Here is a 24,866-nt window from a genome sequence, read left to right as displayed (position 1 = left end):
AGGTTGACCTCAGCGTTGCCATCTTTTTCCTAAAGGACACTACGCTTTGGCCATGAGCACCATCAACATCTCGCCCTCCGCAAAGGATTGTCAATTCTTGCCAACGCCGGTACGCTCAGAAACATGAACACCATGAACATCTCGCTCCCCGCCCCGATGAAGTCGTTTGTCGACGAGCAGGTCGTCGGCCGTGGCTACGGCAGTTGCAGCGCGTACATCCGTGAACTGATCCGCCACGACCGGGACCGGCAGCACCTTCGAAGTCTATTGCTGGACGGTGGTGAGTCCGATCCCGCCGTCACCGCCGATACGACGTACTTCGAGACGTTACGCGCCCGGGTTCGCCGACACTCGACGGAGTGACGCCGGGGTCCGTGGTCCTGAGGGAGGCGGCCAGCCGGGACGTGGAGGAGACGGTCGATCACTATCTGGAGGAAGCCGGATCGCAAGTCGCACTTGGCTTCATTGACGCACTCCAGGGGGCTTTCCGGCACCTCGCCGACAACCCGCGATCGGGTTCGCCCCGGTACGGCCACGAGGTGAACCTGCCCGGACTGCGCTCGTGGCCGCTCAAGGGATACCCCCACCTCGTCTTCTACATGGCAGGGCATGGCCGGATCGATGTCTGGCGCGTCCTGCACAGCCGACGCGACATTCCGGATTGGTTGCAGGGGTCCTGAGCGAACCGCCCCGCCATCGTGGACCGACCTGGCTGCGGCTGACGCGCAGGGTCCCCACGTATGTGTGGACGTTTCTGGCTCTGGTGGCGGGTCTGGCCGCGGGCGGCTTCTTCCCCAGCGCGCTCGCGCCCGTAGCCGACGCCACGTCGACGCTCATCGCCTGGGTCGTCGCGGTCGTGCCGCTGCTGATCCTCGCGGCGCTCAGCCCGGCCATCGCCACGCTGGTGCGCCGCGGGCTCGCCGGACGCTTCGCCGGCGCGGTCGTCCTCTGGTACGTGTTCACGTCGACCGTCGCCGGGCTCATCGCGCTCGTCGCCTCCGCCGCCATCTTTCGCATCCCCCTCACCACCGGGGGCCGGGGCGTGTGGACCGAAGCCGCCGTGATGCTGCGGAGCCTCGGGGAGGGCGGGGCCTCGTGGCCGCTGCTGGCGATCCTCGCCGGCGTCCTGCTCGGATTCTTCGGTGCTCGCAACGATCCCACGTACCGTGTGCTCAAGAGAGTCGCCGACGCCATCGAAGGGATGGGCCACCGGCTGGCGTACGTCATGCTACCGCTCATCCTCGCCTTCGGTGTCACCCTGGGCGTGCGCTTCGGCGCGAGACTGGGCCTCTCGCACTACCTCACCATGACCGCCTATACGGCCGGACTCGTTCTGGTGTGGTGGGCGTTCTACACGTTCGTGCTCGTACGCAGGGTCGGACGCCGGCCGGTGGGGCCCGTCCTGAGCGGCTACTACGTGCCGACTGCGGTTTTCGCCGCGGGCACCTGCTCGTCGCTGGCGACGCTTCCCGTCAATCTCGCGAACGCGAAGAAGGTCGGCGTGCGCGACGAGGTGGCCGACTTCGTCCTCCCGTTCGGCGCGGTCGTGAACCTCGACGCGAGCGCTCTGGCCTACCTCGCGTACGGGCCCTTCGTCGTGAGCTACGTCTTCGGCCTTGAACTCAGCTGGATGATGATGCTGGCCGCCTGGCCGGCCGTCGTCCTGTTCACGATCGCGGCACCGGGGCTGCCGGCCGGGATGGGGACCGCGCTGTGGAGCGCGACGCTGTTCGCGAGCATCCTCGGGCTCGAGGGACAGGCGCAGGGCGAGTTCATCGCGAGCTGGATCGCCCTCTCCGGCGGCCTCCCCGACATGCTGCGCACGGCGACCAACACGACCGGAGACGGCTACACCGCGATCATCTTCGACGGCCGTTTCGACCAGTTCTTCGCGAGGGACCGTGGCTGACGGGAGCGTGGGCGACGTGCACGCGGGCGGGGCGGGCGTGGACCTGTCGCCGGGCGCGCGGCGGCTCGTGCGCGTCAACGGGCGGGTGCAGCCGGGCGAGGTCGTCGTCATCGTGACCGACCCGACGATGCGGCGCTACGCGGAGGCCGTCGCCGCGGCCGCCCGCAAGGCCGGAGGCGCCGTCACCGTCTGCATCATCCCGATGCGCGAACAGGACGGGCAGGAACCGCCCCCGCCGGTCGCGCGCGCCATGTCCGAGGCGGCCGTCATCTTCTCCCCCGTGCGCATCTCGATCACCCACACGCGGGCGATGCGGGCGGCCCTCGAGGCCGGGGCGCGCGCGTGCATGATGACGGCCTACACGGACGCGATCATGACCAGCTCCGCCCTGCTCGAGACCGACTTCGCGGCGCAGGCGGATGTCTGCCGCCGCCTCGGCGCGGCGTTCACCGAGGGCGAATCCGCGCGGCTCACCTCCCCGCGCGGCACGGATCTCCGCTTCGGGATCGAGGGCCGCGTCGCCAACGTCCTCACGAACATCCCGGAGCCCGGAGAACTGGCTCCGGTCCCCGACATCGAGGTCAACGTGGTGCCGGTGACCGGTTCGGCCGAGGGAAGTCTGATCTTCGACGCCTCGGTGCCCTACCTGGGCATCGGCATCCTGGACGAGCCCATAGTCTGCGCGGTGCGCGACGGCGCCGTCGTCGAGATGACCGGAGGCGCGCAGGCCGATGTCCTGCGGGAGCACCTGGAGTCCTTCGGGGACCCGCACTGCTTCAACGTCGCGGAACTGGGAGTCGGCCTGAACCCGAACGCACGCCTCACCGGAGAGATGCTCGAGGACGAGGGGGTCATGGGCACGATCCATATTGGAATCGGCACCAGCCACACTCTCGGAGGGGAGATCGTGGCGCCGACGCACTACGACCTGCTCATGTGGGAGCCGACCATCGCCGTCGACGGCCGCATCGTGCAGCGGGACAGGCAGGTGCTGGTATGAGATTGGTATGAAACGCCCATGAGAGACGGCGCGGAGATCCTCGTGCGGACATGCGCCAGCGTCCAGCCGCTCGAGGACGTCGTCATCGTGACGGACCCCGAACGGATGGCCATCGCCCGGGCCCTAGCGGATACCGTTCGCGACAGCGGGGCCGTCGCGAGCGTCGTGCTGCCGCCTGAACGGTCGATCGACAACGAGGAGCCAGGACCGGCCGTGGCCGCCGCCCTCTCGGCCGCCGACGTAGCCTTCCTGCCGGTGACGCTCGCGCTGGCGCACACCCGCGCCGTGCGCGAGGCCATCGGCGCGGGGGCCCGAGTTCTCTCGATGACCGCGTTCACGGAGCGGATGATGCGCGAAGGCGGGCTGTTCACGGACTTCCGCGCGCGCAAACCGCTATGTGACGCCCTCGCGGCGCGGCTCACCGCCGGCGAGCGGCTGCGGGTGACGAATCCCGCCGGTACCAACCTCACCATGAGTCTCCAAGGCGTAACCGGGAACAGCCACGCCTGCCTGCTGGACGGCCCCGGCTTCTCGGCCGTCCCCAACATCGAAGCCAACTGCGCCCCCGCGCAGGGCACCGTCGAAGGCGTGTTCGTCTGCGACGGGAGCATTCCCTACTACGGAGTGGGCCCCATACGCGAACCCGTGACCTTCCGGATTGCTGAGGGCTTCGTTACCGACATCGAGGGCGGCGACCAAGCCACATTCCTCGCCGACCTGCTGGCCCGGCAGGACGACCCGTGGGTCTACAACCTGGCCCAGTTCGCGTTTGGCCTGAACCCGGCCTGCACAGAGTTCACGGGGGAGATGCTCAACGACGAAGGCGTGAACGGCACCGTCCACATCGGGATCGGCACCTCTGCCAACCTCGGTGGCACCGTCTCCGCCAAGACGCACTTCGATGCTGTCAACCGCGCACCGACGGTGTGGATCGACGAGGAAGTGGTACTCACAGCGGGGAAGTTTCTGCCCGAGGCGTGATCCTTGGGGCACCGATGAACGCTAGTATCGTTCACCCAGGTGTGGGCTGCTTTGCCACGAGACCTCGACCGTGCGAAGGTGTCACCCCTCTTGAGCAACTCCAAGGCACCGGATTGCATGCGATACATCGGCAACAAAACCAAGCTGCTTCGCTTCATTGCCTCGTACCTCGACGATCTTGACCTTCACGGCGGACGGGCGCTCGATGCGTTCGCCGGCACCACTGCCGTGGCCCGCCTACTGAAGGCCCGCGGGTTCGCCGTCGACACCTGCGATATCATGAGTCTCAGCTACGTGTTCCAGCGGGCCTACGTGGTCGCAGATGAGTACCCAAGATTCCGCGGGCTCGCGGAGGACTCCGATCTGCGGGCGGCCAAGCTCACCCCTGAGTTCCGATCGCACGTTGAGTCTCGTTTTGGAGGACAAGGCGACCTCTTCGGGGGCATCGCGAACCTCCAGCCCTTGGAGGAGACCCTCGTTTATCTTGATTCTTACCTCGAACCGCGATCCTCGTTCATCGACGTAAACTTCGCAGCTTCAGAGTCGCCGGCCGAGGGTCAGCGCATGTACTTCTCGCGACGGAACGCGCAGCAAATCGACGCGATTCGACACAAACTCCAAGATTGGCGCGCCGCGGACCTCGTCACGGACGACGAATTCTTCATACTCCTCGCAGCCCTATTGGAAGCGGCCGATTCTGTTGCCAACACCGCTGGCGTTTACGCCGCATTTGTGAAGGCCTGGCAGAGCAACGCGGTTAAGCCCCTTCGCCTGAGCGTGCCCGATCTGGTAGTCGGGACGGGGTTGTCGTGCGTCGCACACCGAGGTGACGTCGTGGACCTCGTGGGCGACCTTGGGCACTTGGACCTACTCTACCTCGATCCACCCTACAACACGAGACAATACAGTGCGTATTACCATGTCCCCGAGTTGATCGCCGAGGGTTGGTTCGGTGCTAAGCTGCCGACCCTTAGGGGCAAGACGGGATTGATCAAGGACTCGCACAAGAAGTCGCAGTGGTCAACACGTGCCGGCTGCGGACCAGCTCTGGAGCAGCTGCTGGAGGCGGTTGACGCGACCCACGTGCTTCTGAGCTACAACAACGAGGGTATCATCCCAGAGCGGGAGATCGACAGATGTTTCAGGCACTATGGTGTCGCGTCGACGTATCGTCGGGTGGGAAAAGAGTACAAGAGATATCGGGCCGATCGGGACAGCGAGGCTCGCCAGTACTCGGGTGACCACGTGACAGAGTACCTCTACTACGTGAGGTTGCGATAGTACACCGCCGCCACGCCCTCCTTGGATAGGTGATCTTCATGGCAGAACAGGCAATTACTCAGGAGCAGCTCTTCCTTCCGCTGCTGCACTTCATGGCCGATCACGGCGGTGAGATAGACCGCCAGAAGGATGACCTGCTCAACGCTCTTGCTGATCGGCTTGGGCTTACAGATGAAGAACGGGACCGGGTGACCGAAGGAGGGCGAAACCAATGGCAGTCGACCGTTGAATATTCTCGCTTGAAACTCCTTGCAGTATACGACGCGATTGACGAGGACAGTCCTCGCGGCACCTGGCGCCTTACGGACCGTGGCTGGACGATAGTCAAGTCTCCTCCCGCCGAGATGGAAGAGTACTTTCGGGAGTGGTGGGAGCAACGAGAAACCGAGAGGCCGGCGGGCACTCTTCCACCGCCTTCTCGACCGTCCGGGCTCCCGTCGGCCCGACTCGAAAACATGACCCAGGGGCTCACCCGCGAAGTCACGGAGGAGCTGCGTGTCAAGCGCAATGGTGAGCTAGCTCGAGCACTTCGTGAGGAGTACAAGTACCGCTGCCAACTTTGCGACCTCAGCCTTCCCAGCTGCCCCCGGATTCCAATAGCGGACGAGCGGTACTACGTAGAGGTTCATCATCTTGAAGGGTTAGCCGAGATCGCGACCCGACACGAGCACGGGCAGCTCTCTGACTCGGAGTATGTGAACCTCACATCCTGGCATAACGTCATAGTTGTATGCCCCTACCACCACATGTTGGTTCACCACCATCACCCGCCTATCGAGTTCGTGCGCGGCGAACTCGTGTTCCGCACCGCAGATAGAGCAACTGCGTTTCCGATAGTAGAGCGCTTAGAAGCTCATCTTGCACCGCTCGTTGGTGGCGGGGAGGAGGGATGAGAGTCGGAAGATCTTCCGTTACGCGAAAGCGAGCCACCCCGGGCCCGCGTTTGTCGATGGGCTTCCGAACTACTTGAACGCGGTTCACTGCCCCGGGCGTCGTGCAAAGCTGGACAGCGGCATCAGCAGGATCGCCTCGCTGATTCCCGCATCGCCCAGCGCCGACCGGAGGAGATCCTGCTCCAATCAAGTCTTGACGTCCTGGACCAGCTCCCATGCGTCGCTTCGTGGTTTCGTCCGGGAGGCGGCCGAAAGCGGTCCCGATGTTCTCTGCCATATGGTCCGGGTTCGTCGTCTCGGTGAGGGCGCACGTCACGGCGGGGTGCGCGAGGATGTACATGGGTGAGAACTGCGCCCAGTTCGGGCAGTCGAACTCAGAGGTCCATTCTGGGAGCGCCTCGTCAACCGCTTGATCCTATAACATAAGCTGCTTATGATATGTGGATGGACGAGAGTACGCGAAAATACCTTGCCGAAATCGGACGACGGGGAGGACAGAAGAGCCGGCGGCGCCTCGACCCGGAGACGGCGCGGGCGATGGTGCGCGTTCGCGAGGCAAGACGAGCCTTCCGCGAGTTCTACGCCACCTGTTTCTGGTCGTACCGCCCGGATCTCGAGATCGGCTTGAACGATGTGGATTGGGTGGCCGAGACGCTCAGGAGTAACGGGAACCTGGCGGCTTGGCAGGCCGCGAGTCGGCTGTGCCCCTAACGGGCTTTCAGCGCGAGGTGCTCTCCGTCCTCGCAGCGGCGCGCACGACTGACGGTTACCTGGCTGGCGGGGCTGCGTTACACGCTCACGAACGATCGGTTCGAATCAGCCGTGACCTCGACTTTTTCCACGATGCACTCGAAGAGGTGGGCGCTGCGTTCGATGAAGACCGTGCGGCGCTGATCGAGGCCGGCTACTCCCTGCGGGTGCTCATGAGCCAGCCCGGGTACGTCCGCGCGTTGGTCGGGCGCGAGGGGCGGCAGACGCAGATCGACTGGGCCCACGACTCGGCGTGGCGCTTCCTGCCCACGGTCCGGACTCCCGAAGGCTTTCTGGTGCTTCACGACGTGGACCTGGCCCTCAACAAGACCCTTGCGCTGGCGGGCCGGGACGAGCCCCGCGACTTCGTCGATATCCTCCATGCGCACGAGCGGATCCTTGTCCTTGGCGCCCTGGTCTGGGCGGCCGTCGCGAAGGATCCGGGGTTTACTCCCTTCTCGCTCCTCGCGCAGCTGAAGCGGCGCGGACGCCATCGGCACGAAGACATCGAGCGGCTGGACCTCACGGAACCCTTCGATCTTGCCGGAGCGAAGTCGATCTGGCTGACCGCGTTGTCCGAAGCGGAGGACTTCGTGCGCTCACGACCCGCCGACGAGGCGGGATGTCTGTACTACTCTCCCGACCAGGACCGCTTCGTCGCGCCCTTGCCGGATACGCCACTGGATGAACAGGGCCTGGTCAAGCACTTAGCGCGCGCCGGTGGCGTGCTGCCTCGTCCGGCCGGGTTGGAGATCGAGCGGCCGGACTAGGACGTTCCCGCGGGAACGTTCCCGGCACGGATCCCCTCTCAGAAGTCCTGGACCAGTTCGCGCATGCGGCGCTTCGTCGGCTCGTCGGGGAGGCGGCCGAAGGCGGTCCCGATGTTCTCGGCCATGTGCTCGGGGTTCGTCGTCTCGGTGAGGGCGCACGTCACGGCGGGGTGGGCGAGGATGTACTTGAGTGAGAACTGCGCCCAGCTCGTGCAGTCGAACTCGGACGCCCATGCGGGCAGATCGCGCCCGCTCACGCGGCCGAAGTAGGTGCCGTTCATGAAGGGGCGGTTGATGAGGACGCCGAGGCCGAGGTCCTGGGCGAGCGGCAGGAGGCGGTCCTCCGCGTTCGGCTCCATCACCGAGTAGTTCATCTGCACGAAGTCGAGGGGTTCCGCCCTCATGAACGCCTCGAACGCCTCGTGCTGGCCAATGCTGGAGGTGGTGACGCCGATGTAGCGCGCCTCTCCCGAGTCCTTCCACCGGCGCACGTTGGGCCAGTGCAAGTCCAGATCGCGCATGCTCTCGACCTGGAGCAGGTCCAGGGTGCGGTTGCCCACGACCAGCTGCTGGTTCTGCCGCATCTGTTCGATGCCCGACGCTTCTCCGTCCGTGTTGATCTTCGTCGCGACGAAGAGGCGGCCGCTGAACTCCGGTGCCGCGAGGACCTGGCCGAACTCCTCGTCGATCTCCGGTGTGCGGGGCGAGGTGTCGACGACCCGTCCCCCGTACTCGAGGAGCATGCGGATCACGCCCGCCACAGGCTCGGTCCCCTCGGTCGGGATCTCGAGCACGGGCTTCGAGGAGCCGAAGCCGACGATGGGGAGCGTCTCTTCGGTCCCCGGTATCGGCCGGGTGGGGAGCATCTCCTGGAGCGACAGCGTGCGCCCGAGCACCGGGGCCCGGGTGGCCAGCAGCGCTCCGGCACCCGCCAGACCAATCAGGAAGTCGCGGCGCGTGGTATCGCTCGGGATCGTCATAGGCCCTCCTTCGAGGCTCCTCGCTGTTCGGGGTGGATGAGGGGCGGTAGAGTGGCGGTGCCGGCGGCGTCGGCCGGCGGTGCCCTTGCCGGTCCGCGATGTGCCCGGTGGTCTCCGGGGGTCGGCCGGGGCGGTTGGGGGGACTCGGAGCGGCTGGGCGGGACGGCGGCATGGCGGAGCGTGGACTGTTCGAGCGGGCGCTGGGACTCGAGTGGCCGTGGCGGGTGAAGCGGACGGAGTTCGACGCGGCGGAGCGCCGCCTGGACCTGCATCTGGACTTCGAGCCGGGCGGGACGTTCGACTGCCCCTCGTGCGGGCGGGAGGGCTGCAAGGCGCACGACTCGAGCCCGAAGCGATGGCGGCACCTGGACTTCTTTCAGCACCGGGCCTACCTGCACGCGCGGGTGCCGCGGGTCAGGTGTCCGGCGTGCGGGGTGAGGCAGGCGAAGGTGCCGTGGGCGGAGCCGGGCTCGGGCTTCACGCTGTGGTTCGAGGCGCTGGTGGTGGCCCTGGCGCGGGAGATGCCGGTGCGGGCGGTGGCCCGGCTGGTGGGCGAGCACGACACGCGGCTGTGGCGGTTGCTGAAGCGCCGCGTGGGGGAGGCCCGGGCGGAGGCGGACTTCTCCCAGGTGCGCGCGGTGGCGGTGGACGAGACGGCGTGCCGGCGGGGCCACGACTACATCACGCTGTTCGCGGATCTGGACCGTTCGCGGCTTCTGTACGCGACGCCGGGACGCGACGCTTCGGTCGTGCGCCGCTTCCGGGAGGACCTCGAGGCACACGGGGGGCGCGCCTCGAGCGTCCGAGACCTGTGCATGGACATGTCGGCCGCGTACATGAAGGGGGCGCGGGAGGCGTTCCCGGAGGCCGGCGTCACCTTCGACCGCTTCCACGTGCAGCGGGTCATGAACCGGGCGGTGGATGAGGTGAGGCGCGCCGAGCGCAAGGAGCGCCCCGAGCTGAACCGCACCCGCTACCTGTGGCTCAAGAGGCGCGGCGGGCTCACCGCCTCCCAGCGCGAGTGGATCGGCGAACTGCTCGATCCGTCGCGGCGGAGCCTGAAGACGGCCCTCGCCTACCGGTTCAAGCTCGCCTTCGAGGCGTTCTGGGATCTCCCGCCCCGGCTGGCCGAGGTCTACCTCGAGAGATGGTGTTTTTGGGTCGGCAAAAGCGGTCTCCAGCCCGTCATCGACACGGCGAAGACGATCAAGAAGCACTGGGACGGCATCCTCCTCTGGTTCGCTCGAGGATCACCAACGGCATGATCGAGGGCATCAACTCCTTGGTCCAGGCCGCCAAGGCCAGAGCCCGAGGCTACCGGACCACCGAGAACTTCATCACCATCGCCTATCTCGTGTGCGGCAAACTCCACTTCAACCTACCCACCTGAAACAGCGAGGAGCCTCCTCGATCGGTCCAGCGGCAGATTCGGCATCAATCTAACGGCAGGAATGGCAACGCTACAGCGGCAGGAATGGCGCTGGGGCTCAGCATGCAGGTCTTGGAGGGACGGGCAAGCTACTCCCTCATGTAGGGGATGTCGGCGTCGCGCGATGGCCAGTGCCGCCGGACATACCAGACGAGCACGGGGAGCGTCACGGCCAGCATGGCCACACCCGGGAGCGCCATCGCCTCGATCTCCTCGAGCTTGGCGGCGGGAGCCAACGCTTCTTCCCACGCGAGAGCGTCTCCAACCACCTTGCCAACCAGGTTGTTGGCGGCGTGGAAGGCGATTGGGACAATCAGCGTACGAGACTGCGCGGGAAGCCAGTTGTATCCCGCCGGGACACGTCCGATGAGCCGGCCCAGATCCACATCGGCCTTGCGGCAAGCCCACACGATCCACGCCCACGGGAGGCCATAGAGGGCGAGACCGGAGATGAGAGCCCTGATCGGGGAGTCCAGGGGAGCCATCGCCGACGGCGAGCCTGCGAAGGCAAGGACCAGGCCGAGGCCCATGCCGCCGACGATCACCCACGGAATCAGCGTTCGGCTACGCAGCCTCCGAAAGGGGTTGTCGGGCGCATCTCCCGCATCGTGAGAGCGTTCAGGACCCATTTCGCCGTCCTCTCCATGCGGATTGACCGTCAAGGCGCTCGCATATCGCTTCCCACTGGACCCAGTGACCTGTCTCGGGTGGCGTGCGCACGGTCACGTCCTCGTGGGGCTGCGCTACGAAAGCAAAGTCATCGCGTGCCAGGGCGTGCAGTTCGTCGCGCGCAAAAAAGTGGACGGGAAGACCCTGCTTGGGACCGGCTTCATAACGGATCGTGAACCCGCCAAAATCATTCTGCTCAATGACCGTATGCGGTCGACGTACCTGAGTCGATGCGGCGTTGGCCCGGAGGAAGAAGAGGCCACCGGGAGACAGGAGGGACCCGACTCCCGCGAAGTACCTGGCGACGTCGGCGGCAACGCCGTGCTGAAACACCTGAATCGCGATGACGTAGCTGAAGCGGCGTCGGCTGACGAACGTCCGGAAGTCGGCGCAGATCAGGCGCGTAGACAGCGCAGGCTCCCGAGCAGCCAACTGGCGAAGCGCTTCGGCAGACAGATCCAGTCCGTAGAGATGAAGTCCCGATCGCACGAGCGGAAGATAGTTCCGACCGTTTCCGCACCCGATGTAGAGCCCCCTGCGCTCGGCCAGCGAACTGGCACGTATCGTGGCGAGGATCTTGTCTACGAAAGGCAGGGGAGGCTCTCCGGCGTATCTCCCGTTGCGGTACTCCGCGTCCCAGCGTGCCGAGACCAGAGATGGGCTCATCTCCTCCAAGGGGGCCTTGATCTCCTTCTGTATCGGAGCTTCAACAACCTGACAAATCTTACATCGCGTATTAGATTTGCATGGTTATGATGCGAATGATCCCACGCGAGAGCAAGTTGCGGGTAGAGCGCCTGCTGGCGCGGGCCCCGGCTGTTGTGCTAACCGGACCGCGGCAGGTGGGCAAGACGACCCTGGCCCTCGATATCGCGCGCGAGCGGGGCGCCGCCTACCTCGATCTGGAGCGCCCCTCGGATCGGGCCAAGCTGGCCGATGTCGACGCGTACTGCCGCCGGAACGCCGAGCGGATGGTCGTCTTCGACGAGATTCAGCGGGTACCGGGTCTCTTCGAGCCGCTCCGCGGCGTCATAGACCGGCGCCGCCGGGACGGTCGCCGCACGGGTCACTTTCTCTTCCTCGGTTCGGCCTCCATTGAGCTGCTCCAGCAGTCCGGCGAGACCCTTGCCGGACGTGTGGCGTACTGCGAAATGACCTCGCTGAGTGTGGGGGAGGTTGGCGCGGAGCGTCTCGATGATCTGTGGTCTCGCGGCGGATTCCCGGAGAGCCTGGAGGCGGGAGACGACGCGGACAGCTTCGAGTGGCGGCTCGATTTCATTCAGACCTATCTCGAACGCGATATTCCGGCCCTGGGCCCGCGGATCCCGACTGAGACGCTGCGGCGCTTCTGGACGATGCTCGCCCACAACCAGGGACAGACGTTCAATGCAGCCGGCCTGGCCAAGTCTCTGAGTCTCAGCGGCGTGACCGTCGCCCGCTACCTGGACCTGATGGTCGACCTGTTGCTGGTGAGGCGGCTGGTCTCATGGCGGGGGAATCTGGGCCGACGACTCGTGAAGGCGCCCAAGACGTACCTGCGGGACAGCGGAGTCTGTCACGCTCTTCTCGGAATCGAATCGCTGGATTCTCTCCTGGGACACCCCGTGGCCGGGAGCAGCTGGGAAGGGTTGGTGATCGAGAACATCGCGAGCGCCCTCCCGGCGCACGCCTTGCTCGGCTACTACCGGACCGTGGGCGGGGCGGAGGTCGATCTCGTCATCGAGCTTGGTGCGGGCGAGATCTGGGCGGTGGAAATCAAGCGAAGTACCGCACCCAGGGTTTCGCGTGGTTTCCACAGCGCCTGTGAGGACCTGCGGCCGGCCCGCAAGCTCGTCGTCTACCCGGGTCGCGAGAGTTTCTCGCTCGGTCGGGACATCGAAGCTGTCCCGCTGAGCGAAGTCCGCACGGCATCAATACGACGGCACGAATGACATATGTTCAGCGACGCCCGGTGCACGAACGGGACAGCCATCCGGCCGCGTTCGCCAGGCCGCCGAAGGTGAACAGGTGAATGTCGACGGCAGGCGCCTTCTCACGGTCGGCCAGGTGCGAGGCCAGCGCCAGCGCAATGGGGGTCGGCGACCATCTGCCCGCCAACCGTGCGACGCCGGGCCTGCGCCTCAACGCCCGCGCGGACGCCCCGACGCCGCAGCGGACCGCGTATCCGATCAGCGTGCGTAGCGCGACGGGCCCCGGAACCCCGATGCGAACCGGCAGCGTGCAGCCGGCCTCTCTCGTCCGCGCCAGCCAGGCGAGAGCGGGGGCGGGCGAGAACACGAACTGCGTCACCAACCAAAGCTCCGAACCCGTCGCCCGGGCGTATTCCGTTTTGCGCCGAAGTGCTTCATCCAGATCGGCCGGGCCGACGAAGGGATGCCCCTCCGGATACGCCGTGACGCCAAGCCGCCGCAGACCGCGCTCGGCGAGCAGCCCGGAATCCAGCAGGGCCGGCGTATCGGGATACGGGCCGGCGGGCGCGGTGCGGTCTCCGGCCACCAACATCAGGGAATCCACCCCTGTCTCCATCAGCGCGTCCAGCCAGTCACCGAGCTCGTCCGGGCTCCGCACCGAGCGCGCCGAGAGGTGCGGCACCGGCTTCATGCCCGCCGCCAGCACCCGTACACAGGCGGCGATCGTGTCCGGCCACCGGCCCTTCGGCGGGAACGGCACATAGACGGCGGCACCGCGGGGCAGGTGGCCGGCGAGGACTTCCGGCGGCGGCACCCTTCGCGCCAGAACCTCCACGGATGCTGCGAGGGCCAGGTCGCGGAGCGCGGCCCGGGTCCGGGTCTCTGAAGGAGGCGGCATGCGGCCGGCTGCGGCCGGGCCCTCAGATCCGGCCGGTGCGGCGCAGCATCCTGGGGTGGTTGCGCACATTGTCGTGCTCGAAGTAGGCGTCCTGCAGGTGGCGATGCCCCTTCGAGCGCAGCGCGGTGCGGCCGTGCAGCACCCGGTGCCCGGCGCACAGCAGAATCTGCCCGCCCTCCAACCGGAAGTTCACCTGGGCGCCCGGGTCATTGACGCGCCTGGACAGCTCGTGGTAGGCGGCGTAGAACTCGCCCAGCCGAGGCTCCGACAGGGGAATCGCCTGCATCTGCGCGGTATTGAAGCGCACCATCCCGACCTCACCGTCGCTGTCCAGCGCGACCATGGGGTTGACCGCGTAGCACTCGTATTCCTCGCTGAAGATGCGGGACGGCACCGGCACCGCGCACAGCACGTCGAACTTGTCGGGGTGATGGCTGCGTAGCTCGTTGAGCAGGCCGAAGCCGTCCACGACGGTAGATTCCCCGCCTTCGCACTCGTTCACCAGCATGTGCAGGGCCTGCACGCTCGGCGGCCAGCTGTAGCTGGTAAAGTCGTTATGCGGTGCGACGGCCAGACCCGTGTGCGCGATGTTGTATCCCTTCGGATCGAGCACGACGTTGTGGATGCGCTCGAACAGCACCTCGCGGACCGGGCCCAGACGGGTCGCGAGCTGCTCCAGCGAATCCGGTTCGGTGGGGGCGTCGACCAGTACGCAGACCCCCGTCCGCAGAAACTCCTCGATCATCTCCGCCGCCGCGCGGTCGCTCGCCTGGAACCGCCCGTAGTCGAACCTCCGCGGCTGGAACCGGCCGTCCCAGTACTGCAGGTCTAGACGAGGTGGGCTCAGGAGGCCGTGGATCTCGCTCGACCGGTAGCGAGTATGGTGCCCGTCCGGCCAGGCGATGGAGATCGCCTCGTCCTCGGACCCGGCGTCTTCGATGCTGACCGTCTGCGGTCTCAGGTCCGTGGGGACCTTGAAGATGTGGAACCGCTTCTCCGTGGTCTGCTCGACGCAGCACTCGCTGCAACCGCAATTGTCGCGCAGCCAGAGATAGGGAAGATCGGTCCGTTCGCCGCCGCTCCAGACCGCGGACAGGGCGTCGGCACTCCGGGCGACGCTGCTGATCGAGTGATGCATGGTCGATCCCCTCAATCCGTTGTGACCGGCCTGAAGCATGCGCTACCGAGCATCAAGCGCGCTTTTCCTGTGCGTGTCAAGCACCGAGCCGGGCGGGGCGCGTTCAGGCGTCCCGCCGTTGACAATGCCCTCCGTTTCTACCGAGCCTGCGTGGCGAAGAGCCTTCATCGGGGGAGTGACAAGCATGCACCCTATGGCAACGCCGAGCGGTCCCGTGGTGAGCTTCACCAGCATGGCGGACGGCACCCGCGAGGACTACGAGCTGCTCGCGCACCTGGAGGAGGAGTTCGCCGCCGGCACCGCCGACCGGGTGTTGGCACATCTCCGTGAGCTGTCCGGTTCGCTCTCCGGCTACCAGGTCGACCGGCTGGAGCATTCCCTGCAGAGCGCGACCCGCGCCCATCGCGACGGCGCGGAAGAGGAGATGGTCGTAGCGGCGCTCCTGCACGACATCGACGACCTGCTGGCCCCGCACAGCCACGGCGAGCTGGCCGCGCTCCTGCTCCGGCCCTTCGTGACCGAGCGCACGCACTGGATCGTCCGGCACCACGGCCTGTTCCAGCGCGTCTACTACGCCCACCACGTGGGCGGCGACCCCAACGCGCGCGACAAGTACCGCGACCACCCCTGGTATCAGGACGCCGTGGACTTCTGCCACCGCTGGGATCAGTGCTCGTTCGATCCCGACTACGATTCGCTGCCGCTGGAGTTCTTCGAGCCGATGGTGCGCCGGTTGTTCGCGCGCGAACCGTTCAGCCTCGCGCCGAGGAGGCGGTCCTGACCACGCACCCGCGGAGCGTCGGCCTTCATTTCATCGGCGCCGCGGTCCTGGGCGGCGCGCTCACAGGGTGCGCCCCCGAGGGCGACGGCGGGATGGCCGCCCGGGTCGACGCGGTCTTCGCCGACTACGCCAGCGCCGACGGGCCCGGCTGCTCCGTGGGCGTGATCCGGAACGGCCGCCTGGTCCACGCCGCCGGCTACGGATCCGCCAACCTCGAGTACGGCGTCCCGAACGGGCCCGCGACCATCTACCGCATCGCGTCGGTCTCCAAGCAGTTCACGGCCGGCGCGATCGCCCTGCTGGCCCTCCGCGGAGAGGTGGATCTGGACGCTACCGTCCAGCGCTACATCCCCGAATTCCCCGACTACCCCGACCCTCCCGCCGTCCGGCACCTGGTCCACCACACCTCCGGCGTGCGCGACTACCTCGGACTCTTCTCCCTGGCGGGGAACCGGAGCGAGGACTTCATCACCAATCGGGACATCCTCGACGCGATCACCCGGCAGCGCGAACTCAACTTTCCTCCGGGCTCCGAGTACCTGTACAGCAACTCCGGCTACGTCCTGCTCGGCGAGATCGTGGCCAGGGTTACGGGGCAGAGCCTGCGGGAGTTCGCCAAGGCCGAGTTCTTCGACCCCCTGGGCATGCCGCACACGCACTTCCACGACGACCACAACGAGGTCGTCCCCAACCGGGCGACCGGCTATTCGCCGACCGAAAGCGGTTTCCGGATCAACATGACGACGCTCGACGTGGTCGGAGACGGCGGCATCTACACCTCGGTGGAGGAGTGGGCCGCGTGGGACCGCAACCTGACCAAGGGCACCGTCGGCGGACCCGATTGGGTGGCGCTCATGCACGAGCGCGGCGTGCTCACCTCCGGCGATACGATTCCATACGCCTTCGGTCTCTCCCACGGCGAGCACCAGGGGCTGGCCACGGTCGGGCACGGCGGATCGTGGGTCGGCTACCGAACGGGAATGTCTCGCTATCCCGGCACCGGCCACTCCTTCGTGGCCCTGTGCAACCGGTCGCGGATCGATCCCATGTCCCTCATCGCAAGCACGGCCGAAATCTATCTGGAAGACGCGATGGACCCGCCCGAAGACGTCGCGGCGGGCGAGGCGGAGGAGGCGGCGGACGAGGACGCTCCCGAGGCTCCGCCCGACCACGACATCCCGCATCGCACGCGTTACGCCGGATCCTTCCACAGCCCCGAGTTGGACGCCACGTATCGGATCGTGGAGGAAGGCGCGGCGGGGCTCACGCTTCACGTCGGTCGGCGGGACCCGGTCACGCTCGCGGCCGAAGCGGACGGGCAGCTCACCATCGAGGGCGGAACGATCTTCCGCTTCTCCGAACTCGTCGGGGGCCGGTACGGGGCGATGATGGTCGACGCAGGGCGGGTCAAGAACCTGAGGTTCGCGCGGACGGAGGGTTAGCGGACCCCCGGAGAGGACGTTTCTGATGATTGAATGGCTTTGGCATCGGCCACCTGTTCGAGCTGTCCGGGACCGAAGCGATCGCGGGTTTCTTCACCCCGCTGGTGATCTGCACCGTGTTTTGCCTGGCGCAACTCGTGCTCCCGGGAAGGCGGGTTCCCGGTTACGTCATCAACCCGGAGACCGGCGAACCCCGCAACTATCGGCTGAACGGTCTTCTGGTGTTCGCGCTCGCGCTGATCGTGTGGGCGCTCGAACTCACCGGGATGCCGCGGGACTGGTTCTACCGATCCTCGATCTATCAGATGGCCGGCGGAACGGTCCTGTGCCTCATCCTCGCCATCCTGGTGGCGTTCGGGCGGTCGCGAGGCAAGATAGAGCGTCCCTTCGTCGCCCTGTGGGAAGGGCGCGCGCTGGAGCTGTCGTTCTTCAACGAGCGCTTCGACGTGAAGATGTACCTGTACGTCGTGGGCGGGACGATGCTGTCGCTGAACGCCCTCTCCGGAGCCGCGTACCACCAAGGGCTATTCGGCGCGGACTCGAACCCCGGCGTCTTCCTGTATGCCGGGTTCCTCACGTTCTACGTCTTCGACTACTTCATCTTCGAGCGCGTCCAGCTCTACACCTACGACGTGATCCACGAACGGCTCGGCTTCAAGATGATCTGGGGCGGCATCATGGTGTACGGGTGGCTCTACATCCTGCCGCTGTGGGGCATGGCCGTGTACCCGGACCCCGGCTTCTCGACGCCGTGGAGGCACGTCTGGCTCATCGGATCGGCCGCGCTGTTCCTCGTCGGGTGGGGCATCGCGCGCGGCGCCAACATGCAGAAGTACACCTTCAAGCGCTGGCCCGACCGCAAGTTCCTCGGCCTCATCGAACCCGAGTACATCGAGGCCGGTGACCGCAAGATCCTGTGCAGCGGCCTGTGGGGCGTCGCCCGTCACTTCAACTACCTGGGCGAGGGATTCCTTGCCCTTTCAATCGCCCTCGTATTCGGTCACTTCGCCAATCCCTGGGCCTGGACCTACCTCGTGTTCATCGTGGGACTGTTCATCTCCCGTCAACGCCTCGACGACCAGTTCTGCGCCGAGAAATACGGCCCCGAGAAGTGGGAGGAGTATCAAGCACGGGCCAAATATCGGATCATTCCCGGCATCTATTGAACCTTGCCTTTTTTTGCGGACGCGCTGGTGCTTTCGTTGGGAGACTACAAAGGAGAGTGTACGCTCCACTAAACAGTATCTGCAAACATCGCCATTCCATCCGACAACTCTACAGATCGGACCTCGGGCTCGGACCTGCCAAATTCCACAGCAGGCATAAGCGACATAAGATCGGCGAAGAATTGGTTAGCCTGCTCATTTATGTAGAAATACTCCGGCATCCCACTTGCTCGATCTCGAACTACCTCAATGAGTCCTGATTCCCGATCAATCTGTGATGTCACAACTTTTCTGAACGGGATTCGCGCCGACTTGTGACCAGAAAAAAGAATGTGTTTGTTGGTCACAGCAAGTATTCCGGGGCCATGCTCTACGATCTCATGATAATCAACTCCATGCCCCGCAAATCCACCTGTGCGTACCGATACGCCCTTCATTACTCGAACACTAGTACCACTCGTACGACCCACTGTCTTTCGGCGTAGTTTCTTCTCAGCGTAGACCGCTTCGCTGGCCGCATATAGGCGCTCGGACTTTAGAAGACGGAATGGGATATCTACACCCCAATTCACATCAGGAACTACGCCGTCCTCTGCCATTTGAAGCACTTGCTCAAAAACTCGGGCCAAATATGCGCGTTGTTGCTCGGCAAGATCAGCCTGACGTTGGGCTTCTTGTCGCTTCTGTTCTCTACGCTCCTTGAGCCACCCCACAGTCTTTCCTCCTTGGTTACTGTCGGTTACGTAGCGGAGGAAACAGCATCCGCGCCAATGCCTGCGGTGTTGCGCCCTCGAAGCCCGGCGCTTGCGACGGCTGATCCCACTTCGCCGACCACTCGTTATGGTCCGTTGACGACTGGCCGTCTACCTCTCGTGTCTCCTGCATCTCTTCCGCTGTCATCTCTGTTTCCCCCAACTAACGGTCTTGCTGCGTAGGTGAACGTACGACCCGACGATTGCCTTCTTGATCCACAACGATGATGGGACCTTGACGAACATCGTCACCATAAGCCACACCGGAAACATCCATATCCGGCCCGGTTTCAGTCGGAAGGGTGTAGGTGTCGGCTTCCGTTACATCAACCTCGTAGCCCAAATCCTGAAACGCCCGCACCGTGACGAGGCTCAGTTCGTCATCACCCGACGTAGCGTAAGGCGTCATCCCGGATCCTGCGATCGTGGACGCGGGCTTCGTCCGGGAGGGCGGCCGTGGCCGGGCCGTGGAGGCCTTGACGATAGTGAGATCATAGTGTCGGACTATGGAAAAGCACCACCCGGGGCCCTCGCCATGGTGGACTGGCGAAGGTTCACCGCGTCACGGAGGACACCCGAATGGTGCGTGGAAACGACTATACCGGATGGCGCCCGCACGTGCAAGGATCGCCGGCCGCGCTGAGGGTCCGCGGGGGCGGCGGGCGGATCACCGACGCCCACCTGTCGTGGTCCGGAGCTGTGGGACGCGCTGGGGCTGGGCCGGTGGATCGACGACCGGGCCCGGAACGTCCCCGGCCGCTACCGGCCGTCGCTGTGGTCGAGTTGTGGGTGGTGCCTCCTGTACGGCGGCGGGGTGATGGACGACCTGCCGCTTCTGGAACGGCGGGGCGTCGAATCTTCGCTGGGCGCGATGCCGCACCCGGCCACGTGGGCGCTGGCTGCGGTGCTCGGCCGCGGTGATGTCCCCCCTGCTCGACGATCTGCTGTGGCGGATGGTGCGGCGGCGCTGGGAGCTGGCCGGCGGGGCGCCCCGGTCGGCGACGATCGTGATGGACTCGACCGTCGTGGTGCGCTACGGGCTGAAGCAGGCCGGGGCGGAGCGGGGCTACAACCCGAAGAAGCCGGGCCGTCCCTCGCACCACCCCCTGCTGGCCTACGTCCTGGAGACGGGCGACTGACGGGGTGCCTGGCGGCCGGGCAACGCGCACACGGCCCGGGGGGCGGAGGCGTGGCTGGCCGGGCTGGTGGCCCGCCTGAGGGGGGCGGGGGTGCGGCGGATCACCGTGCGGCTGGACAAGGGGTTCTTCTCCAGGTCCATCGCGCGGCACATGGAGGAGCTCGGCGTGTCCTATCTGCTCAAGGTGCCGCGGCACGCCTGGCTCGGCGGCTTCCGGGGCGCCTGGGAACCGCCGCCCGGGACGAGGCCGGGGACCGGGAGCTGAGGACCGCCTCCGGCGAGCTGTGGGGGACCAGGCTTCTCTCGGTCGAGAGGCGGAGACGGACCGGACCGGAGGAGGGGGAACTCGATCTCGCGACGTGGGAGACCACGGTGAGCGCCGACGTTCACCAACATCGAGGGCACCGGCCCCGTGGAGGCGTGGCGCGCCTACAACGCGGGCGCGGTCGTCGAGCAGCGGATCGGGGAGCTGGGCCAGCTCTCGGCCGGCCGCACCGCGGTGGACGACCTCGGCGGCAACGCCCTGCTGTGGCGCCTCGCCGCGCTCGCCTACCAGCTTCTTCACATCCTGCGCGCGAACTTCCTCGGCGGCCGCTGGCGCGCCGTGCAGCCGCGCGGCATCCGGCTGCGCCTGCTGCGCGCGCCCGCGAGGATCACCTCCCACGCCCGCCGAACCTCGCTCGGGTTCGCCCGCGGCGAACCGGCCCTCGGCCTCCTGCGACCAGCCCTCCGGGCCATCGGGACCGGTCTCCCGCCGCCCGCGCCCGCCTGAAAACGTACGCCACGTCGCCACAACCGCCGGTCATAATCGTCCCGGCCCCGGCCTTCCGGAGGCGCCGCGCCGCGGCGCCCACTCCCCGTCTTGTCTCCGCGAGCCGCCCGGGACCCCTCCCGAGCCCCGCCCATATCCGGCCCTCAGTCGGAGGGTGTAGGTCCGGCTTCCGTTAACATCAACGCTCGTAGCCCAAATCCTGAAACGCCCGCACCGTATCAGGGTCATCACCCGACGTAGCGTAAGGCGTCATAAGCTCCGACACCATCGTGGATTCTCGCCAATGCGCAGTGAAACGTAGGCCCACGTTGTCCAGCGGGACTTTGTTGCCGCTGTAGGTTCCCCCACCCACGGAGTCGAACGCCGCGATTGCGTTCTTTCCCAAGAAGTAAGTATCGTGATAAAGCGCCGACCCCGGAGGACGTGCATCGCCCACCAGATTCAGCACGGCCAGCCCCACGGTTCCGAAGCCAAGCGCGTGCCCCATCTCATGAAGAACAAGGTCATAAAGTTCATCGCTTGTCATGTCTGGAACATCTGCCTCGTCCAGCCAGATAAAGCTGTAGGCAGGTAAATAGTCCACCGTTATGGGTCCAAACGGCGGCAAGAGACCTCGTGTCCGAACGACACAAGACATGGCCTGTCCCCAAACACCGCCCGGACCATCAATCTCGCTCTTACGAATTCCAATGGATATATCATCGATGACGGTACCCATTGCACCAAAGTTTATTGTTGTGCCGGGGACGCTCGGGCAGTACAAGGTTCCTGCTGGCACTTCCCAAGGATCGGATGGTTCGAGAACGTCCTGCCACTTGCTGACGGCACGAGTGATAATGGCTTTTTCGGTCGCAGCCAAGCTGTCCGCTGGCCAATGCCACCACTTAATCTCAAATCCGTTCGGACCCCCGATGCTATTTGACACAGCACTCATGGTCAATGGTGCAGTCTGTTCAGGCAACTCAGTCTTGGGGCCAGTGCTAGTACCAGCATCACATGCAACCATCAGCATCAAGACAAGCGGTACACTCAACCGCTTCCGGTAGATTCTACGAAGCGAATTGGTCATGCGTCTCCCTTTCAATGAAACAACCATGCGGTTCCCACATGGAAACGATGTCACTGGCAGCGTAGCACTCCAGTCTGCCAACATCAACCGGCTTCCTCTGCCGTCAGATCGCGCCAAAGCAGCCCGCTTGCCGACCAGACCCGCCACCACGTCATGCATCTGCTCGATGGTGTCCATGTCGCGGATGTTGTGACGGCCCGCGTACTCGTTCACGTAGCGGTGCAAATGCTTTGGCGACATGACGTGGTACACGCCCTTGTAGCCTCGCTTCAACATCCCCCAAAAGCTCTCCATGCCGTTCGTGTGTGCCATGCCGCGTACGTACTCCTTCGCGCCATGCTTCACCGCCTCGTGGTTCTCAAGGCTCTGGTAAGCGCGAGACTCGTCGGTATAGGCCATCGCGCCACGCCTGCGGTGCGACTCCACGAACGGGACCAGCGTAGCGGCGTCCGTCCGATCAACCACCTTCGCCTTGACGCGCTTCGTCGCCCTGTCCTTCACACCCACCACAGCCGTCTTGCCTACGGGACCGCGACCGGCGTTCAGCTTCTTGCTGGCATGCTTGTTCTTCTCCAGCCCGCCGATATGGGTCTCATCTACTTCAATCGGGCCGTCAAACTCTTCGGGCGTATAGCCCCACGCCTCGCGAATACGGTGCATCATGAACCAAGCGGTCGGCTGGCTCACGCCCAAGTCGCGCCGGATCTTAAGGCTGCTCACACCCTTCAGGTTCGTCAGCGAAAGGTAGATCGCGTACACCCACTGCTTGTACGTCACCTTCGACCCCTCAAGCGCCGTGCCCATCTTGGCTGAGAAGTACCTGCGGCAATCACGGCATCGATAAGGCATTGACGGGTGCTTGACCTCGTAGGTGTCCAGCCCCCCGCAGCGCGTGCAGCTATTGGGAAGGGTGAGGCCGCCGCGATGACGCAGAACTCTTCGGGCGGAGTCACGAGCGCAAACGCCACCCCGGTGGCAATCGCACCGGGGAGTAGCCCCAGCGCCGCGGCCAGAAACCGGGCCGTGACCAGGTCGGAAACGGTCACGGGCAGCGACAGCAGGAACTCAAGTGTGTGATCGAGCTTGTCTCGCATGACGGCGAAGGGCATGACTGCGGCCGCACCCATCGTCACGCCCATGATGACGACCAGAACATTCTCCCCGGAGCCCCGACCCAAAGCGAAGAAGAGAGCAAGTCCTGCCGCCCCTGCCAGGTACAAGCGACCCAGCAAGGGTTTGGCGCGCTGGATCTCTACGCGAGCCAGGGTTCCAACATGTCGCGGGCTCATTTGGCAACCATCAACGCGTAAAGGACACCCGTCAGAGACTTTCCATCGGTGCGCATGTCCGGCACCGGGCGGTCGGCTATCAGGCTTCCGTTCCTGAGCACCAGGACACGCTCGGCCAGCCATTCCACGTCCTCAAGGATGTGGGTCGAGAACAGGACGATCCTTCCCTGATCGTTGTCCAGATTCTCGACGACCGCATTGATGAGATGCTTGCGCATCACGGGGTCCAGACCGGATGTCGGCTCGTCGAGGAGCAGTACCCGAGGCCGAAACGCCTCAGCCGATACGAATGCGACCTTGGCCCGGTTACCGCTTGAAAGGGTCCCCAGGCAACCTTCCTCGCAAATCTCAAGTCGGTCCATCAACTCGGCCTCGTAGTCACGGTCCCACCTGTCGAAGAACTCTGCCAGCAGGTCGAAGTGCTGTCGAACCGTCATCCAGTCGAATCCGAGGAGTCGTTCCGGCATGACACCCACGTGGTTTCGCAGGCCCGGAAAAAGAGCGCGCGAATCGGTACCGCCGAACAGTACCTTGCCACCGTACTCTGGAAGAGAACCCGAGAGCGCCCGCAAGATCGTTGTCTTCCCCGCTCCATTCGGGCCGACCAGGGCCACCCGCTCGCCCGCCATCATGCGGATGTTCAGCGGCTCAAGTTCGAACAGCGGATACTTCACCGAGAAAGAGCACAACTCGATCTCGAAATCTGCGGAGGTATTCGTCCCCGCAAAGCTGGCAGGTTCAATCACTGGTCCAAGATGCGAAGATTAACCGACCTTGCAGTTTACGCGGCGACCGTGACAAGCCCTAGTACCCGAGCAGATTCGGAAGGAACAACACCACGCCCGGCAGGATGGCGATGGCGACCGTGAGCGCAAGCATGAGCGCCAGGTAGGCCAGAGCGGGCGGGCGACTTCCGCTGGCTCGACCCCTCCCACGGAGCAGGCCACCAGGAGGCTCACAGGGATTGCGGTGAGTCTCCGCCCGAGGTGGCGAGCGGCGCACGGACTCCACACGTTTGCAAGTTGGAGGTAGTCACCCGCGAGGAGGCAGTGAAGGGGATGACATCAACGCGCGGCTGGTCGCGGAGACGGTTCCTGGAGAGTGGATCGGCGGCCGCGGCGGTCGCCGCCGTTTGGGGATGCACGCCGGAGGAGGGGACACGAGTGGACGAGGATAGGACGTCGGCGCCGCTCACCGGGGCTCGCCGTTCGCTTGCGGCGGCGGGCCCGATGCTCCCGCCCGTCCCGGCGATCCTGCTCACCGTGAACGGCCGACCCGGCGACCCCGACGAGATTTCGGTGCTGTGGACGTTCGTCGTGAGCGGCGACCCGCCCCAGATCGGGGTGAGCGCGGGGCTCGAGCATCAGGCGAGGGAACTCCTGGAGATTCACGACGAGTTCGTGCTGAACGTCCCGCTCGCATCGATGGTCGAGGCGTTCGACACCGTCGACATGAACTCCGGACGCGTGGCCGACAAGTTCGAACTCTCCGGTCTGACGCGGGGCGCGGCGACCGTCGTCGATGCGCCCACGGTGGAGGAGTCCCCCATCCACTGCGAGTGTCGGATCTTCGACTCGCTCGAGATGCCGCCCGAGCGGAAGCTCTTCTTCGCGGAGGTCGTGGCCACGACCGTCCTAGAGGGCGCGGTCGACGACGCCGGTCGCCTGATCGTGCCCGATGTGGACTTCTTCGGGATGACCGCCGGGAGCGGCGAGCACTACACGATGGGTCGCCGAGTCGGAAACATCGGGATGACGGTCGGCCGAAGCGACATCAAGTACTGACGGCCCGACGCCAGCGTCTGGGGCACCCCGCATGCAGGAGTGGTGTTTGGCGGAACCTATCCCCG

25 protein-coding genes and 2 pseudogenes are annotated in these 24,866 nt (G+C 65.5%); 18 read left to right on the top strand and 9 right to left on the bottom strand.

Annotated features, from left to right (window positions below; all coding sequences use genetic code 11):
- Nucleotides 1-123 precede the first annotated feature (123 nt).
- From ACN9M6_RS10815 to ACN9M6_RS10775, 9 genes are all read left to right on the top strand, one after another.
- Complete coding sequence (locus ACN9M6_RS10815) at nt 124-363, top strand: ribbon-helix-helix domain-containing protein (protein WP_419162920.1); 240 nt, start codon at nt 124-126, stop codon at nt 361-363.
- The gene (locus tag ACN9M6_RS10810; protein ID WP_419162919.1) at nt 360-680 is read left to right on the top strand and encodes a type II toxin-antitoxin system RelE/ParE family toxin; all 321 of its coding nucleotides are present in this window, start codon (nt 360-362) and stop codon (nt 678-680) included. The genes ACN9M6_RS10815 and ACN9M6_RS10810 overlap by 4 nt, the downstream gene beginning before the upstream one ends.
- Nucleotides 662-1,909 (top strand): cation:dicarboxylate symporter family transporter, encoded by a 1,248-nt coding sequence (locus tag ACN9M6_RS10805; protein WP_419162918.1) that lies wholly within the window; start codon nt 662-664, stop codon nt 1,907-1,909. Before ACN9M6_RS10810 ends, ACN9M6_RS10805 begins: the two co-directional genes overlap by 19 nt.
- Nucleotides 1,902-2,909: an aminopeptidase gene (locus tag ACN9M6_RS10800; RefSeq protein WP_419162917.1), complete on the top strand. Its 1,008-nt coding sequence runs from the start codon at nt 1,902-1,904 to the stop codon at nt 2,907-2,909. The genes ACN9M6_RS10805 and ACN9M6_RS10800 overlap by 8 nt, the downstream gene beginning before the upstream one ends.
- 18 nt (nt 2,910-2,927) lie before the next feature.
- On the top strand, nt 2,928-3,890 hold the full coding sequence (locus ACN9M6_RS10795) for an aminopeptidase (protein WP_419162916.1): 963 nt from the start codon (nt 2,928-2,930) through the stop codon (nt 3,888-3,890).
- Between the two features lie 117 nt (nt 3,891-4,007).
- On the top strand, nt 4,008-5,171 hold the full coding sequence (locus tag ACN9M6_RS10790; RefSeq protein ID WP_419162915.1) for a DNA adenine methylase: 1,164 nt from the start codon (nt 4,008-4,010) through the stop codon (nt 5,169-5,171).
- Between the two features lie 38 nt (nt 5,172-5,209).
- Nucleotides 5,210-6,064: a winged helix-turn-helix domain-containing protein gene (locus ACN9M6_RS10785; protein WP_419162914.1), complete on the top strand. Its 855-nt coding sequence runs from the start codon at nt 5,210-5,212 to the stop codon at nt 6,062-6,064.
- A 444-nt stretch (nt 6,065-6,508) separates the two neighbouring features.
- Nucleotides 6,509-6,775 carry a hypothetical protein gene (locus tag ACN9M6_RS10780; protein WP_419162913.1) on the top strand — a complete coding sequence of 89 codons (267 nt, stop codon included), beginning with the start codon at nt 6,509-6,511 and terminating at the stop codon, nt 6,773-6,775.
- Nucleotides 6,766-7,584 (top strand): nucleotidyl transferase AbiEii/AbiGii toxin family protein, encoded by an 819-nt coding sequence (locus ACN9M6_RS10775; protein ID WP_419162912.1) that lies wholly within the window; start codon nt 6,766-6,768, stop codon nt 7,582-7,584. Before ACN9M6_RS10780 ends, ACN9M6_RS10775 begins: the two co-directional genes overlap by 10 nt.
- 38 nt (nt 7,585-7,622) lie before the next feature.
- On the opposite strand, the gene ACN9M6_RS10770 is transcribed toward ACN9M6_RS10775, so the two are convergent.
- Nucleotides 7,623-8,564, bottom strand: a complete 942-nt coding sequence (locus ACN9M6_RS10770) for an aldo/keto reductase (RefSeq protein ID WP_419162911.1) — start codon at nt 8,562-8,564, stop codon at nt 7,623-7,625.
- Between the two features lie 170 nt (nt 8,565-8,734).
- Between ACN9M6_RS10770 and ACN9M6_RS10765 the strand changes: the two are divergent.
- Nucleotides 8,735-9,954, top strand: a pseudogene (locus ACN9M6_RS10765) (ISL3 family transposase).
- Nucleotides 9,955-10,082: 128 nt separating this feature from the next.
- Here ACN9M6_RS10765 and ACN9M6_RS10760 read toward each other — a convergent pair.
- A complete protein-coding gene (locus ACN9M6_RS10760) occupies nt 10,083-10,622 on the bottom strand; it encodes a hypothetical protein (protein WP_419162910.1) in 540 nt (179 codons plus the stop codon).
- Entirely contained in the window at nt 10,612-11,328 is a 717-nt protein-coding gene (locus tag ACN9M6_RS10755; RefSeq protein ID WP_419162909.1) for a class I SAM-dependent methyltransferase, read from the bottom strand. The genes ACN9M6_RS10760 and ACN9M6_RS10755 overlap by 11 nt, the downstream gene beginning before the upstream one ends.
- A 116-nt stretch (nt 11,329-11,444) precedes the next feature.
- Between ACN9M6_RS10755 and ACN9M6_RS10750 the strand changes: the two genes are divergently transcribed.
- Nucleotides 11,445-12,593 carry an ATP-binding protein gene (locus tag ACN9M6_RS10750; RefSeq protein WP_419162908.1) on the top strand — a complete coding sequence of 383 codons (1,149 nt, stop codon included), beginning with the start codon at nt 11,445-11,447 and terminating at the stop codon, nt 12,591-12,593.
- Nucleotides 12,594-12,600: 7 nt separating this feature from the next.
- Here ACN9M6_RS10750 and ACN9M6_RS10745 read toward each other — a convergent pair whose 3' ends face one another.
- Both ACN9M6_RS10745 and ACN9M6_RS10740 read right to left on the bottom strand, forming a co-directional pair.
- On the bottom strand, nt 12,601-13,470 hold the full coding sequence (locus ACN9M6_RS10745) for a methylenetetrahydrofolate reductase (RefSeq protein WP_419162907.1): 870 nt from the start codon (nt 13,468-13,470) through the stop codon (nt 12,601-12,603).
- A gap of 22 nt (nt 13,471-13,492) precedes the next feature.
- The gene (locus ACN9M6_RS10740) at nt 13,493-14,608 is read right to left on the bottom strand and encodes a TauD/TfdA family dioxygenase (protein ID WP_419162906.1); all 1,116 of its coding nucleotides are present in this window, start codon (nt 14,606-14,608) and stop codon (nt 13,493-13,495) included.
- A gap of 184 nt (nt 14,609-14,792) precedes the next feature.
- On the opposite strand from ACN9M6_RS10740, the gene ACN9M6_RS10735 reads away from it, so the two are divergent.
- From ACN9M6_RS10735 to ACN9M6_RS10725, 3 genes are all read left to right on the top strand, one after another.
- Complete coding sequence (locus ACN9M6_RS10735; protein ID WP_419162905.1) at nt 14,793-15,389, top strand: HD domain-containing protein; 597 nt, start codon at nt 14,793-14,795, stop codon at nt 15,387-15,389.
- 92 nt (nt 15,390-15,481) lie between these two features.
- Complete coding sequence (locus ACN9M6_RS10730) at nt 15,482-16,831, top strand: serine hydrolase domain-containing protein (RefSeq protein ID WP_419162904.1); 1,350 nt, start codon at nt 15,482-15,484, stop codon at nt 16,829-16,831.
- A gap of 29 nt (nt 16,832-16,860) precedes the next feature.
- Nucleotides 16,861-17,997: a DUF1295 domain-containing protein gene (locus tag ACN9M6_RS10725; RefSeq protein ID WP_419162903.1), complete on the top strand. Its 1,137-nt coding sequence runs from the start codon at nt 16,861-16,863 to the stop codon at nt 17,995-17,997.
- Between the two features lie 68 nt (nt 17,998-18,065).
- Here ACN9M6_RS10725 and ACN9M6_RS10720 read toward each other — a convergent pair whose 3' ends face one another.
- Both ACN9M6_RS10720 and ACN9M6_RS10715 read right to left on the bottom strand, forming a co-directional pair.
- Nucleotides 18,066-18,710, bottom strand: coding sequence for a hypothetical protein (locus ACN9M6_RS10720; protein WP_419162902.1), 645 nt, complete (start codon nt 18,708-18,710; stop codon nt 18,066-18,068).
- A gap of 202 nt (nt 18,711-18,912) precedes the next feature.
- The gene (locus tag ACN9M6_RS10715; protein ID WP_419162901.1) at nt 18,913-19,158 is read right to left on the bottom strand and encodes a hypothetical protein; all 246 of its coding nucleotides are present in this window, start codon (nt 19,156-19,158) and stop codon (nt 18,913-18,915) included.
- 511 nt (nt 19,159-19,669) lie between these two features.
- Between ACN9M6_RS10715 and ACN9M6_RS10710 the strand changes: the two genes are divergently transcribed.
- From ACN9M6_RS10710 to ACN9M6_RS10700, 3 genes and pseudogenes are all read left to right on the top strand, one after another.
- Nucleotides 19,670-19,888: a hypothetical protein gene (locus tag ACN9M6_RS10710; RefSeq protein ID WP_419162900.1), complete on the top strand. Its 219-nt coding sequence runs from the start codon at nt 19,670-19,672 to the stop codon at nt 19,886-19,888.
- Nucleotides 19,889-19,915: 27 nt separating this feature from the next.
- Nucleotides 19,916-20,152, top strand: a pseudogene (locus ACN9M6_RS10705) (hypothetical protein); the annotation flags it as partial.
- Between the two features lie 129 nt (nt 20,153-20,281).
- Nucleotides 20,282-20,659 carry a transposase gene (locus ACN9M6_RS10700; protein WP_419163746.1) on the top strand — a complete coding sequence of 126 codons (378 nt, stop codon included), beginning with the start codon at nt 20,282-20,284 and terminating at the stop codon, nt 20,657-20,659.
- Nucleotides 20,660-20,837: 178 nt separating this feature from the next.
- Here ACN9M6_RS10700 and ACN9M6_RS10695 read toward each other — a convergent pair whose 3' ends face one another.
- Together ACN9M6_RS10695 and ACN9M6_RS10690 are read right to left on the bottom strand one after the other, a co-directional pair.
- Nucleotides 20,838-22,505, bottom strand: coding sequence for an IS1595 family transposase (locus ACN9M6_RS10695; protein ID WP_419162899.1), 1,668 nt, complete (start codon nt 22,503-22,505; stop codon nt 20,838-20,840).
- Between the two features lie 508 nt (nt 22,506-23,013).
- The gene (locus ACN9M6_RS10690) at nt 23,014-23,763 is read right to left on the bottom strand and encodes an ATP-binding cassette domain-containing protein (protein ID WP_419162898.1); all 750 of its coding nucleotides are present in this window, start codon (nt 23,761-23,763) and stop codon (nt 23,014-23,016) included.
- 417 nt (nt 23,764-24,180) lie between these two features.
- Between ACN9M6_RS10690 and ACN9M6_RS10685 the strand changes: the two genes are divergently transcribed.
- On the top strand, nt 24,181-24,801 hold the full coding sequence (locus ACN9M6_RS10685; protein ID WP_419162897.1) for a flavin reductase family protein: 621 nt from the start codon (nt 24,181-24,183) through the stop codon (nt 24,799-24,801).
- Nucleotides 24,802-24,866 lie beyond the last annotated feature (65 nt).

The organism is Candidatus Palauibacter sp. (assembly GCF_965197445.1).
Taxonomy (GTDB): domain Bacteria; phylum Gemmatimonadota; class Gemmatimonadetes; order Palauibacterales; family Palauibacteraceae; genus Palauibacter.
The sequence above is the reverse complement of the archived record's forward strand: the minus strand, read 5'-3'. Positions and strand labels throughout refer to the sequence as shown.

Excerpts from the sequence above, each read along its gene's own strand:
- ACN9M6_RS10760 (WP_419162910.1), bottom strand. The coding sequence starts at position 10,622 with ATGGGTCCTGAACGCTCTCACGATGCGGGAGATGCGCCCGACAACCCC.
- ACN9M6_RS10735 (WP_419162905.1), top strand. The coding sequence starts at position 14,793 with ATGCACCCTATGGCAACGCCGAGCGGTCCCGTGGTGAGCTTCACCAGC.
- ACN9M6_RS10785 (WP_419162914.1), top strand. The coding sequence starts at position 5,210 with ATGGCAGAACAGGCAATTACTCAGGAGCAGCTCTTCCTTCCGCTGCTG.
- ACN9M6_RS10740 (WP_419162906.1), bottom strand. The coding sequence starts at position 14,608 with ATGCATCACTCGATCAGCAGCGTCGCCCGGAGTGCCGACGCCCTGTCC.
- ACN9M6_RS10715 (WP_419162901.1), bottom strand. The coding sequence starts at position 19,158 with ATGACGCCTTACGCTACGTCGGGTGATGACGAACTGAGCCTCGTCACG.
- ACN9M6_RS10790 (WP_419162915.1), top strand. The coding sequence starts at position 4,008 with ATGCGATACATCGGCAACAAAACCAAGCTGCTTCGCTTCATTGCCTCG.
- ACN9M6_RS10745 (WP_419162907.1), bottom strand. The coding sequence starts at position 13,470 with ATGCCGCCTCCTTCAGAGACCCGGACCCGGGCCGCGCTCCGCGACCTG.
- ACN9M6_RS10710 (WP_419162900.1), top strand. The coding sequence starts at position 19,670 with ATGTCCCCCCTGCTCGACGATCTGCTGTGGCGGATGGTGCGGCGGCGC.
- ACN9M6_RS10755 (WP_419162909.1), bottom strand. The coding sequence starts at position 11,328 with ATGAGCCCATCTCTGGTCTCGGCACGCTGGGACGCGGAGTACCGCAAC.
- ACN9M6_RS10815 (WP_419162920.1), top strand. The coding sequence starts at position 124 with ATGAACACCATGAACATCTCGCTCCCCGCCCCGATGAAGTCGTTTGTC.
- ACN9M6_RS10730 (WP_419162904.1), top strand. The coding sequence starts at position 15,482 with ATGGCCGCCCGGGTCGACGCGGTCTTCGCCGACTACGCCAGCGCCGAC.
- ACN9M6_RS10795 (WP_419162916.1), top strand. The coding sequence starts at position 2,928 with ATGAGAGACGGCGCGGAGATCCTCGTGCGGACATGCGCCAGCGTCCAG.
- ACN9M6_RS10770 (WP_419162911.1), bottom strand. The coding sequence starts at position 8,564 with ATGACGATCCCGAGCGATACCACGCGCCGCGACTTCCTGATTGGTCTG.
- ACN9M6_RS10780 (WP_419162913.1), top strand. The coding sequence starts at position 6,509 with ATGGACGAGAGTACGCGAAAATACCTTGCCGAAATCGGACGACGGGGA.